General features: G+C 53.5%; 5 protein-coding genes. All 5 read left to right on the forward strand.

Annotated features, from left to right (window positions below):
• The first annotated feature begins 134 nt into the window (after positions 1-134).
• Positions 135-1,028: a 3'-5' exonuclease gene (locus MXE39_RS06205; RefSeq protein ID WP_246977601.1), complete on the forward strand. Its 894-nt coding sequence runs from the start codon at positions 135-137 to the stop codon at positions 1,026-1,028.
• A 2,847-nt stretch (positions 1,029-3,875) separates the two neighbouring features.
• Entirely contained in the window at positions 3,876-5,090 is a 1,215-nt protein-coding gene (gltS, locus tag MXE39_RS06210) for a sodium/glutamate symporter (protein WP_246977600.1), read from the forward strand.
• 2,449 nt (positions 5,091-7,539) lie between these two features.
• Positions 7,540-8,655 (forward strand): hypothetical protein, encoded by a 1,116-nt coding sequence (locus tag MXE39_RS06215; protein WP_246977599.1) that lies wholly within the window; start codon positions 7,540-7,542, stop codon positions 8,653-8,655.
• Between the two features lie 755 nt (positions 8,656-9,410).
• Positions 9,411-10,412, forward strand: coding sequence for a hypothetical protein (locus MXE39_RS06220; RefSeq protein ID WP_246977598.1), 1,002 nt, complete (start codon positions 9,411-9,413; stop codon positions 10,410-10,412).
• Positions 10,413-11,549: 1,137 nt separating this feature from the next.
• On the forward strand, positions 11,550-12,554 hold the full coding sequence (locus tag MXE39_RS06225) for a hypothetical protein (RefSeq protein ID WP_247073867.1): 1,005 nt from the start codon (positions 11,550-11,552) through the stop codon (positions 12,552-12,554).
• The last annotated feature ends 474 nt before the right edge of the window (positions 12,555-13,028 follow it).

Below are 13,028 nucleotides of genomic sequence, written 5' to 3' on the forward strand. Positions count from 1 at the left end.
GCAGTCCTGCCTGCCTGCGTGTATGCAGGCACAGCTGCCTGCAGGCCATGCTGTGAGGTATCTTTGGGATGGTGGGGTCAGGGCATTATGGGGCCTTTTTACATACTGGTTTAGAGCAATTAACGGAGCGTGATATGGATAGTTTTCCCCTTAATAGAATCGAAGATATTAAGTGTCATCCAAATGACTTCCGTCTGCTGGAGCGCGTGCCTGTCACTCGTGCAGATGTTCAGGAAATGCTGCCAATCATCCTGAATGACAAGCTCGAAGGTGAAAATACCTGGTCAGTAGTTTTCCTCGATACTGAGACCACAGGTATGAACGCCGTGTCCGACAAGGTAATCGAACTGGGCATGGTGCGCTGCACCTTCTCTCTTGACCGTAAAATTCTGCTCTCCATTGACAGAATTTTTGATGCCTACGAGGATCCAAAGCGCCCAATCCCTCCAGAAATCACCCGTCTGACCGGTATCAGCGATGATATGGTCAAGGGCCAGCGCTTTGATGATGAGACCGTACTTAACTACTTTGTTGACGGTCCGCTGGTAGTGGCTCACAACGCATCCTTTGACCGTCCTTTTGTCGACCGTCGTTTCAGCAATCTCGAAAGAATGCCATGGGCCTGTACCCAGAAAGAAATTGACTGGAGCAAGCTGGGCTTTGGCGGCTACAAGCTTGAATTCCTCTTACAGAGCTCAGGCTATTTCTATGAGGCCCACCGCGCCTGCAATGACTGCCTTGCCCTGTGCTATCTCATGTACATAACCCCAGGGGCTTTTGAGTTCCTTTATAACAGCTCTATCGAGGCTACCTATAAGATTGAGGCCATTGGCGCTCCTTTTGACTGTAAGGACAATCTCAAGAGTCATGGCTATCGCTGGGACAGCAATGAAAAGTTCTGGTATATCCAGGTTACCGGTGCAACTGCCGTCACTGAGCAGCTGTCTTTCCTGCAGGGACTGTACAGACAGGCACGCGACAAGGTACGCATCATCGAGTTTACCGCCCGCGAGCGCTACCGCGCCTGACCTGACGGTCAGATGTCAGCCCGGCCCCCGGCCCTGCAGGCCGGTCCTGGCCAGACCGGCCGCCGCAGCTGCACGCCGCTGTGCCTGCAGCCCCATGACCAGTCTCATAAAGCCGCACAGCCCCATCTGTGCCCTTACCAGAGGACGAAGCGCTGCCGCGTTTCGTCCTTTGTGTTCTCTGGGCAGGCAAATATTTCCCATGGCTCTGCCTCTGTCATCAGCAAGGGGCAGCGGGCAGCGGCCCGTCACCAGATCTGTTGAGCTGCCAGGCATGACTGCCACACAGCCGCCCCTGCAACCAGTCATTCCAGGCGTTGGGGCGGACGGACATCACAGAACAGTTCAGTCGACTGGCCTGAACGTACTCCACAGGCCAGTGCCGCCACGGCAGCCACGGCAGACAAGTAAGTACCAGGATGTACAGGGGGGCACTCCTGCTCTCAATTTGCTGCAGGCCAGTGCATGGATCATGTGCCAACGCTTCGCTTCGTGGGCAAAAGGTGCGGTGCTGAGGCGCTCACTTACCATTTGCTGCCTGTTAAAGCTCAGCAGCACTGGCCAGCCATTGATGTCGTGACTGAATGGTTCCCGGATCTGTAGTATTTTGGTATGGAGATGGAGCCGGATGAGCCACGTCTTATGAGTATTTTGCCTGGGCAGTCAGGAGCGTACTCATTTATTCAGGTTCGGGAGCGGCCGACCGACATGCCGGCGGGCTGGTTGAACGGGATTTTCTGGTGGGGATTTTCAGCGTGATTTTGCTGGGCAGAGGCTGTCCATGCGGATTTTTGTTCGCAGTGGTCTGATCGGGCAGATTTTTGGATGTGGCCAAAGGGGCGGATGAGTATTTTGGATGGGCAGGAGGGGCGGCTGACATTTTGGATGTGGCCTGAAGGGCGGCTGACATTTTGGTGGGGGATGGGGCGCAGCTGCGCTCCGGAAAGTGAGAATATTGAGCGCTAATGGCGGTATTTTTATGGGCGGGAAAGTATCAGGTCCTGATATGGGGCATCAAGTGCACCATTTGGGGGTTAAAAGAGCTCGAGGGCGATTTTCATGGGTAGCAGGGGCTGTGCATGTGGACAGTCTTTTGTGTCATAAATTATGCGGGCAGCCGGGATTTGCCGGGGGATAACCTGAACGTACAGGCGTGTGTTTTCCACAGCAAAGGCGGACGATCAGCCGGTTTTTCTTGAGATATAGGCCATTATTGCTGTATATTAGGGCAGTTTTTTGTTTCTGCCCTACAGCGCCCGTGTTCATATTCAGGTTTGTCTTTTTGACCTGCGGAATAAACTTATTCCTCACACATGCTAATCACTTCCTGAGCACAAGGCTGTAAGCGCTCTCACGACAGGCCGGACCGGTAGCGGACCGTGCTTTTACCTGAGCAGCTGCGCTTATAATCAGGCCGGGGAATCAGCTGTGCAATGCGCATCAGGCCGCATCAGGGCAACAGAAAACAGGCAAGTAAACGCTTCTGCATATCTGCAGCCTCAACGCAGCCCGCCAGCTTTTCCCGGCAGGCAGGCCCGGAGCAGCTGCAACTGTCTGTATATTACCTGGCTCTGTCCAATATCAGCAGACCGAAGTTTTGCGCCATGACTGAGGCATTGCCTGCAGGTCAGGGCTGGCAAAGGCATGGTCATGCTGTCAATATCTGGCGCCAGTGATTTAGACAAAGGCAGAAGGCGCGGATCCCATTTCGCGAGCCATATACTCACGAGCTGCAAGCCGGGAGGCTTGTCAGAGCACTGTGCAAAACATACTTATTGCTCTAACGCAATATGCTCCCAGAAAGCATTTCAAAGCGTAGTACTAAGCTGTCTTTCACTCTGCGGGCAGCGCAGCCTTTTGTACCATGACCATTTTGTCCCTTTGGTTGCAAAGGCGCTTACTGCGCAGGTTTCACAAACCACCTGAGCTCAATCAGCTGACTGACCATAAGTTCAGTATCAAACCACAGTCTCACAGCTGGCCGGACTTTTACTGTCCGGCCGGCCCCTGTGACCTGTCAGACACTATGTCTGAAAGAGAGTTGCCACCACCGGGCCCCTGGTCCGGCGGCAGCTGGTTTATATACTGACTGGTCTATTATCAGGAACCGTGGCGGCATGATGCCCCAGCCCTGATGATACTGACGCAGCCGCAGCGGTGACTGTCTGTCCTGTGCACTTAAGGTGCAGCGGACATAAGCAGACGCCAGCGACCCTGCCTGACCTGCAGACCTCAGCCTCATGGCTGACGGCCCTGAAGTCAGGGACAGAAGGCGCCATGCAGCATGCAGCATACATCCAGCAGTTATGCATCCGGATGTATGCATAGCTGCAGGATGCCCCATGCAGGAATCCCCATGCACGAATCCCCATGCAGGAGCCTTGATGCATGAATCTTCATGCACGAATCTGCATGCAGGAAGCATGAGGCTGTGCCTTGCACATGCGGTCGCATGTGCTACACAAGGCGCGCTGTGAGCTGAGCAGTCTGCCCCCTGGTGGCAGACTGGTCAAGTCAGGTCAGATCCCACATTTTTCCGCAGCAGTCCGGCATCATGTCGGAAAACACCTGAGTCTGCAGTTATGGCATATTCATCAGGGCCCCACGGCCACGCTGATGAACATCCCATGCCTGCAGCCGGGGCTGCATCAGCCTCTGACTTTTGTAAACTGCCAGGGCTTGTCCATGAGCAGACCACAGTGAGGTCAGGGCTGCACCGGGGCTTTGCCCGGCACTGCCAGGGCACAGGCCGGGGCGTATGCCCTTAATACCGGAAAGGAAAGATATGGGCCGGGAGCATTGTTTTGTCTAGCTTAGCTTACCCCTTAATTTGCTAAGAAGGTAACGTTTATGTTTACATATACTTTTGGTATGGAGGAGACCCTGGCAATTGCAGTAGTCCTGCTGCTGCTGGGTCGCTGGATTAAGGAAATCTTTACTGTCCTTAAGCGCTTCTTTATCCCTGCCCCTGTAATCGGTGGCATCATTTTCTCCATCTTCACTCTGATTGGCCACGTGACTGGATCCTTCCAGTTTACTTTCGACTCCCAGCTCAAGAGCCTCCTGATGCTGGCCTTCTTTACCACCATTGGTTTTGCCGCATCCTTTAAGATGCTGATTCATGGTGGTTATGCCGTAGCCCTGTTCCTTGCTGCCTCCATCGGCCTGATTCTGGTACAGAACACTGTAGGTATTTCCATTTCCTACCTCTTTGACCAGAACCTCTTCATGGGTCTGGCTGCAGGCTCCATCTCCCTTACCGGTGGTCACGGTACCTCCGCTGCCTTCGGTCCATTACTGGTGGAAAAGGGCCTTGAAGGTGGTCTGACCGTATCTGTGGCTGCTGCCACCTTCGGTCTGGTAGCCGGCTGTATGATTGGCGGTCCTATTGGCAAGCGTCTGATGGCCCGTTATCACCTCAGAGCTTCTGACGATCAGATCAACCACGTAGTTGAGAACCCTGATATTGTTGAGGGTAAGCTCACCAAGGAAGAGAAGAACATTGATGAGCCTCTGCTGTTCTCCGCAGCCTGCTACATCATTGTGGCCATGGGTATCGGTCACTTCATCATTCTGGGCCTCTCTGCCCTGAACATCACCATTCCGGCCTACCTTGGTCCTATGATGGTGGCTGCCGCTATCCGTAACTTCCTTGATTTCAAACACAAGAGCGTTCCATTACACTCCATCAACGTAATCGGCTCCATCTCCCTGCAGCTGTTCCTGGCCATTGCCTTAATGACCATGAACCTGTGGGAACTGTCCGCACTGGCTGTACCTCTGGTAACTATCCTGCTGGTTCAGACCGTGGTTATGGCTCTGTTTGCCTACTTCGTTACTTTCCGTATCATGGGCAAGGACTACGATGCTGCCGTAATCGCTACCGGTCACTGCGGCTTCGGTATGGGTGCTACCCCTAACGCCATGGCTAACATGGAGACCTTCACCGGTGCTAACGGTCAGTCTCCAAAGGCCTTCTTCGTAGTACCTATCGTAGGTGCGCTGTTCATTGACTTCGTCAACTCAGCTATCCTCTCCTTCTTCCTGGCCTTCCTGCCAGCCTGATAAGATCCAGACCCGGCTTAAACCAGTCCCGGCCTCATGCCGGGCCTGAGGCCGGCCTGAAATAATAAAGGGCACAGCAGCATGACTGCCGTGCCCTTTATTATGCCCGCCAACTGCACCCCCCACATTTTTCACTCTCAAACCCTCCCTGCCCAGCTGCGTACTGCAGCGCCGCGCCGTCGCGCCATGCAGCTGCACGCCGCGCAGCAACAATCTCGCGATCGGCCCCCTGTTCCCAAGGCACAACGTCCCGGCAATCAGGCATCGGGTCCGACCTGATGCTCCTGTATCCGGCCTGAATAGCCATCAAGGTGCATGTAACAAGGCGCATGGCTCATAGCCCAACCCAATCAGGCAAAGCCGTCCATGAGCACGTAGCCTTAACTGGTCACCGTTCTCATCATCCCCTGTCCATAACGCCCAGACTGCAAAGGGGCATTGAATTCGGCCTGTATCCAGTCAGCATGTCAGCCTGGCAGCCGTCAGGCGGCAGGTCCGAACCTGTCCTTTACAGCACAGCCCTGCACCTCTTCCTGTGAAGTTGCAGGCGCAGATGCGCGACCCTGTCCTTATCTTTCAAATGTGCGCCTTTTGCTGACGCCGCGTATGCGACTTCCAGCGACCATGGTCAGACTGAGCAGTTTGCACAGCCTGCGCCGCATCCACAGCCTGCGCTGCATGCTCTGAAAACCATGCCGAAGCAATGCCATGGCCTGCATTGAGCCCAGCTGACACTGCACTGGCCTGGCCATAAGGCATATCCTTGTAAGGCTCTCACTATGATGGCGCCATACATTAGCACGGCACTGGCGCGCTTCTTATCCATCACTATGTCAAGCTGCTATGTGCCCTGGGCATAAGCCTTGCCAGGCTGTTAGTGCCTGCAGTAAGGTCTGTGCTGCCCTGCAAGGCACAAACTGGGCTCTCAAAATTAAGCTCTTGGAAACCAGCCTGTCTTAGCAGGTCATAAGGGTCAGGCCATAAATGGCCTCATGGCTACGGGGCTCAGCTTTGGCCCGTAAGCAATAGCTGACCGGTAGTTGGCATCACTTTGCGCACCATGCACTCAAAAAGCCTTTGTGGCAAGCGGGGCATGCCCAGAGCCTTGGCGCAAGGGCGCATGCCTGGCCCTGAGTGTCAGTCCCATCATAAGCTCTCAGATCCTTAAGAATCAGGGTGAGCGGTGGGACCATGCCCTTTGATATGGTTTAGCATAGCCCTGCAAGTAAGCATAAAGTTGCCTCAGATCACAGATACATGATTATCTTCCTGTCCCGGGCATTAAGTCCGTTTCTGAGAGACTCAAATGGCTAAAATTGTTCTCTGTCAGCTAAAGAGCCAGGCCCGTCACAATGACGCGCATATCGCTCATGCCCTGTGCTTTAATCAGCACCTAAAGAGCGCACAGCGACCGCCCTGAGTCTGTTCAGGCCCGGGAAGTGGGGAATACTGTGCCTCGTAGTGCCGGGTATGCGTCCTCATCAGGCTGTCGCCAGTTGCGGCTTTGGCCTGCAGCCGCCCAGGTCTGCAGTCAGCATGGCCAGCAGGTTCCCGGCCCACAGTATTCATGCTCTCCCAAAAGCCGAACAGCCCCACTGGAAGTTCAGCCGTAGTCGCAGTCTCCTGCATGCTCTGTTTTGTGCCAGGCCACTGTGCCCTGGTCAATACCTGGAGACAAACCCGTAAGCTGGCTGCCGGACACAGTGACGTACAGACAAGCATCAGAGCCAGCTCATTGCTATAATCAAAGCTTGTCAGCAGCTTATAACCAGCTCAAAATTGTAAGAATGAGCCCGGGCCGGAACTGGCTTTTGCCAGGGCGGGTTTTGGTCAGGCGAATGCGCATGCGCAGTCGTAAGGATTCAGACTTCATGGGTACGGCCTGAGAGAGCAAAATACCGATGTGGTGCCTGAGATTTGAAAGATCAGGCCTGAGCGTCAGGCTGTAACTTCGTTTTCAGGATCATGATGCGAGCCTTACCCGAAGCCGCAGCCTGAGGCAGAACAACAGCTTGAGACATAGCCACAGCCAAAGTCATAGTAATAGCCGTCGCGAGGGGCAGAGCACCAGTCAGGGGCAGAGCCACAGCCACTGGCAGGAGCGCGGCCGCAGATTGCTGCCCAAGAGAATGGGGCGCGGATATGGCGCCAGCGGAGGCTGCCGAGCGGAACATGGCAAGGCTTCTGTGGGGCCTGGTGGCCGTTTGGGGGCCAGCCGGGGCTGCCAGAGCGCGGCATGGCAAGGCAATGGTGCAGGCTGCGTGTCCGGTTCTGGCAGTTCATGGCGGCGCGTCTGCAGGTCTCTGGCATCGTGGCTGGACAGATTTTCATGACAGCGGTCGGACCTGGGGTACGCCCAGCTGACCGTTACAGCTCAGGGGACAGGCAGCACTGCTCTGCCGGTCGCAGACATAAGATTTATTATTACCAATGTACAGGAGTTTCGTGCATGAAGGGCAATAACGACATTGAAAAGCTGGTCAAACTTCAGAACTTTATTTCTGGTACCGCAGAAAATCTCAGGGAGAACTATGCCGATCGTAACAAGGATGATGCCGATACTCTCAAGGTCCTTGATACTTATGCTGACAGCCTTGATGTAGAGCAGATTATGTCCATGATTGAGGGCATCAGTCCTGAGTTCATTGAAAATCTGACCCGCCCGTCTGAGGCAGCTGCGTCCGATGAGGCCGCACAGGCACCTGAGGGGCAGAAGGGGCAGGATGGCAGTAAGGCTGCTGTCAGTGCCGATGAGGACGATGACAATGGACCAGGTATAATTGCTGCGCACAAAATCATGGAGCTCTTCAAGGCACCTGAGATTGAGAATGCGGACGAGGTTCGTGGTGTCCGAGGCTTTTTCATGTGTCCTCCTCAGGAGACTACCAGTCTTGCTCTTGACAGCCTGGCCGTCTGCGGCTGTCATATAAATTCCCATGTGCTGATGGCCTGTTATCTCATCAATATCGGCAAAATCAAGACTGAAGAGCGGATGAATACTGTCGGTCAGGTGCTTGACCAGGTTAAGCGTTATGACCTTGTGATCAGCCGTCTTGCCAAGATTTACTGCAAGCTGCGCCAGGGCAATGATTATATGACTCTGAGCACAGTACAGTGTGCTGCCATCAAGCTTACCTGCCTTTTTATTATTGCCGTAATTTCAAAGGGCTTTGTTGAATTTGAAAAGTCCCTTGAGCCATGGTGGTCAGAAGGCAGGTTCAGACTGAATATTGAGCCTTTTGCCCGCGATATGGAGCATCAGCTGCGCCACTCCATCATCTATGATGTCGAGGGTCCAATGGATCCGGACATGATCTCAATGGTCTTCTTTTTTACTGACACCTGCAGAGTGACACAGGCAGTAGGCCTGAAGTACTTTGACGCCCTCAGGAGGATCGATTTGCCACCAGCTCTGGTGGGGGCCGTACCTGGTATGAACAAGTGGGTTAAAAAGCTGCCTCTGGCAACCAACAGGAATGTCAAACGTGCTCTGGTAGAGCTCATAAAGAGCCACCTTGGCAAAGGCACCTGCTATATGGGCAAGAGCCTGGGCAGCCAAAAATAACAGACCAGAGCAGTCCCGGCACCGTATATAGCCAGGGGCACAGGCAGGATCACAGCCCCATCACTGGTTCCAGCCACATCTCAGGGGCTGTACTCATCCCTGGCCGCTCCCTGCCCCGCGCCATGGCACAGGTCCTGGCACGGCCACGGTCCTGTGCCTGATATCCATCAGCAATACCACCTTTGCCAGCCCATCCAGTCTTTAACCTGCTCAGCCTGGCCAGTCTTACCGGTTCTTGCCTGCAGGTCCACGACCTGCTCAGCCCTGCCGCTCATGACCGGTTCATGGTTGCAGGGCTTTGACAGGCTCAGCAAATCCTGTTGTGATGTTCATGCTCAGCTATGAGCACTTGCTCTTTGGCCGGATGTCAGTCTTATGCAGGTGCGGGCAGGCAGGCAAGGCCGGTTTGAAAAGCATGATGCCACTGGCACAGCTGCACTGGCCTGAATGGGCATGGTGCAGCCCTGTGCAGACTGTGGCATCCTTGGGCATCATGCGGATGTTTTCCGTCACTGATATGCACTCACTGAACCGCGCGGCCGTGCACAGCACTGGCATGCACTGCATTGTGCTGCGTGCTGAACGGCACTGCATGGTATTGCCAGTTTTGTGCATAATGGTTGACGTCGTCGTGCAGAGGCCTTGAGGGCGCTGTGATACTGAGGTGATGAGGCTCTGCTGCAGTGTTCAGGACGACAGGTATCAGTCCTGGGCCGTGCCAGGAGTTTTGACTGGTTTATTTTGCTTTCCAGAATTTGAAGGTAAGTATTTTTTGGGGGATTTTCCAATCCTCCATTTTTGAAGGATTAGATATGAGTTCAATTGATCAATGCCAGGCAGAAGTGAAAGGTTTTGACACTGACACAGTGGTGCTTAAACTGCAGGAGGCCATGCTCCATCCTGAATATGCCGCGCTCAGTGAGCGTGACGGTAAAGTGTATGATTTGAGCCATCAGACCATGGCCGAAATACTTGGCGTCCCCCTGCCTGATGATGGCAGCAAGGTTATGGCTGCCACACGAGATTTATTTGGCAAACAGTTCTCTGTCAGATTCATGCTCCAGAACAGCTCACATTTCTCTGCTTCGATAATCGCAGCCCGACTGGTGATGGCTGCCGGTCTGATTGCAAATGGCAGTATTAAAGATGCCAGGCAGGAGGTGCAATTTTTCGAAACAGTCAGTGCTCTGACGCTCATGTCCAATATGCAGACAGTACTGGAAAGACTGATAAAACAGCATGCAATCTCTCTCATGAAGCTTGAGCTGACAACAGGTCATGATTATTTTTCAGCTGTGCTGGCCTTATATCAGATAAGACTTCTGGAGCAGCTGGTAATGCTTGAGGATAATTTGCCAGAGTGGTGGAAATTGCCAGAGGCAGAGCTCTCTGCCACTAATGCATATATTTTCTGCATGATTTCGTGCGTCAGGATTGTATTGTCACAATACAGCGAGCCTCAGATTGTTCTGGCTCATTCCGTTGCAAAATTGTACGGTGACTACCTTGACCTCATCAAGGAAGGTAAAAGATCCATGACTGATGAAGATCTCATCGAAAGCAAAATAGAAGCACTGTACGGGCTCAAACTGCCTGAGAATGTAATAAATGCAGTTCCAGGACTGAAAACTCATATGAAAAGTCCTGCAATTGAGCCTGACGAGAGCATCGATCGCAGGAAGCTTGATACATTCGGGGAATTTTGCTCCACTCTTGAGTACTTCCATCACCTTGACAAGTATCAGTTCATAATGTGATCTGCAGGGCAGGGCACCGATCAGAGCACAGGTCAGGCCTGCTCAGGCCTGATGACATGTAACATCCGACAGCTCTGACGGCTCTGGCAGCTCTGACGGTTCGGACGACTCTGACGACCCGGTCCGCCCGGACAGCCCCGGCAGCTTTCACGGCTTTGCCGGGGCATTTCATGCATTACAGTAAGCCAGCCCGGCAGCCCATATTTGAGTCAGTGCCAGTTCCCTGTCCACCTTTACTTCTCTGTGATAATACTGCCCTGCAGGCAGCTGTCCCTGGTGAGCAGCTGCCTGAGATTACATCCCCACTGCCTGAACCTGGTGCCATGGCTTGCCTGAACTTCGCTCCGGCATCCGTCCCGCACTGTCACCCCTGCCTGCCCAGATTGTGCCGGTAAGCCCCTGACCAGTACGTAAACACCTTACCTGACAGTGAAGAAGCAGCCATTGAGGCGGCCCAGCAAGCAGCTGCGCAAACTGAGGCGCCTGGCCCTGCCCCTGCATTTGCATCTGCGGCCGCATTTGCATCTGCGCCTGCGGTCGCTGCATGGGCATGCAGGGCATTGCCGGGCAACAAATGCTATGGTTACGGCCAGCTTACAGCTGTGCGCCATGTTCCATTGACTGGTCAGTGGCAGACTGTGCTTTACAGCCTCCTGCTCCTGTAGCTTTATGTCGACACAATAAGCGCTGCCCTCTTTCATCCTCTACTGTGCAGGTTCCAGAGCGGCTCTGAGTCTGCAGAGACAAGAGTGTTGCCTTGAAATGTTGTCCCACATACCATCAGCTACCCTGCAGGCCGTCTGCACGGACTGCTGCACTGAGAACTTAATTGAAGAGTTCGGGGAGGTCGACATGAAAGACCAGGCCGGAGATTGCAGACAGGGCTGCATGAAGTCCGGGCAGCAGAGTGCAGGCAGGGCTGCATAAAGTTCGGGCAGCAGAGTGCTGGCATATCTGCATCAAAGACCTTGTCAATGACTGTCAGACGGCCTGAATTACAGCTGCTGTCGCTGCTGCAGCCGCATCCGCCGCCATTGGCTGGCGGCCGGCGGCTGGGAAGTGTGCCTGCGTGGCCTTTTGTGAAAAACTTTAATTTTGGAGAAAAACATGAGTTCAGTGGAGCAATGTCTTGCTCAAGTGGAGAGCTTAGATGTTCTTACTGTGCTGGATAAAGTCGAGGCTGCTTACAGTCATCCTGATTTTGAGGTGTTCCGCAGCATGAAAACAGACACCGATTTGGAGCTGGTACCTTTGCTTGCCGGAGTTCCTGTGCCTGATGACTTCCACGAGCCGGTCATCAATTTCTTCAAAGAAGAGATGGACAGGTACATTCCTTTTATCAGATTTGTCAAAACACCAATGCCAAAGTACGGACAGATCTTCGACGTCAGAATGGTTACTGCCGGTGCTCTGATTGCAAGAAAGAAGATCAAAACCCCTGAGCAGGAAGAGATCTTTCTTAATACTGCTGCCCGTCTGGTTGCCCTTAACAATATCCAGAAAGCCATGGATATTATGTTAGATCAGGTGTTTATCTTAAAACACAAGGGAGAGGCCATGACTGTGGGGCAGCTTTACCTTTACCGTGTGCTGGCCATGTTTCAGGCACGAATCAATGAAGCCCATTATCTTCTTGAGGAGAATCTGCCGCAGTGGTGGAAGGTACCTGAGCTCAAGTATCCGGCTGCTGATATTTATGCCCTCAGGCAGTGCAAGTACATCATTGCAAGAAGGGCTGAAAATCCTGATTATCAGTATGATTTTTCCGTACAGGGGATGAAGGAGCAATGTGAAGAGATGCTTGCCCGTCCTGAGCTTGAAACAGGTGCCAGAATGCTCGAAAAGCTGCGTATGGTAAGCATTAAGCTTGCGCATTTTAAACTTCCAGCGGAGGTTATTGCGGCACTGTATGAGCAGCAGTTCTTCCTTAAAAGGAATTCAATTGCAGCTGCACCTGGCATGAAGCGTAATCTGCTCAGAAGGTTCAAAGAAGTCAGCGCCAAAACCCTGATGTGTCCTTACACAGGAGATGCATTGCTCGACGCCTTCATAGAGGGTCTTGACAAGGAATATGTAGTTGACAGCCTGCACTATATGGCTCCCGGGATCAAAGATTTGATAAAACTGGCCCAGATTCTCTGAACAGACTCAGTTTCACATGCTCATGACCTGATTGAGCCACCGGATATGCCCTGTCGCCTGGCATGAGCAACTGCTGTCCGGCCTGTCTGTCCAACGCTGCCACTGCACCAGTCACTGCGCTCACTGATGTGCCTGACAGCAGTCCGACCCAGGCAGCCATGAAGCCAGGCAGCCGCCCTTCCCCGGCGGCTGTCAAGGCCATGCATGCCCCGTCCATTGCCGCCCCGCCCCATGGCAGCGTGAGCATCATTACCCATACTCTCCCCAACTGCAAGTTCTGCCCATAAGCAAGTGCTGCCCATAAGCCTGTGTCCACAGGCTTATGACTGTGCGCAGCAGCAGGCACCAGGTGAGCACAGCAGCTCCATGGCTGCAAGGCAGCACAGTTCATATGGGCTCTTTACCCACAGGACAACCGCTGCTGTCCCCAGACAGCATCAGCCAGTACTGTCATTACCGTATGCTCAGACGAAA

Origin of the sequence: Anaerobiospirillum sp. NML120511, assembly GCF_023050955.1 — a bacterium.
Classification (GTDB): Bacteria; Pseudomonadota; Gammaproteobacteria; order Enterobacterales; family Succinivibrionaceae; genus Anaerobiospirillum.

What these genes read in the sequence shown, in the direction of transcription:
- MXE39_RS06205 (WP_246977601.1), top strand. Translation starts at nt 135, where the DNA reads ATGGATAGTTTTCCCCTTAATAGAATCGAAGATATTAAGTGTCATCCA.
- gltS (WP_246977600.1), top strand. Translation starts at nt 3,876, where the DNA reads ATGTTTACATATACTTTTGGTATGGAGGAGACCCTGGCAATTGCAGTA.
- MXE39_RS06215 (WP_246977599.1), top strand. Translation starts at nt 7,540, where the DNA reads ATGAAGGGCAATAACGACATTGAAAAGCTGGTCAAACTTCAGAACTTT.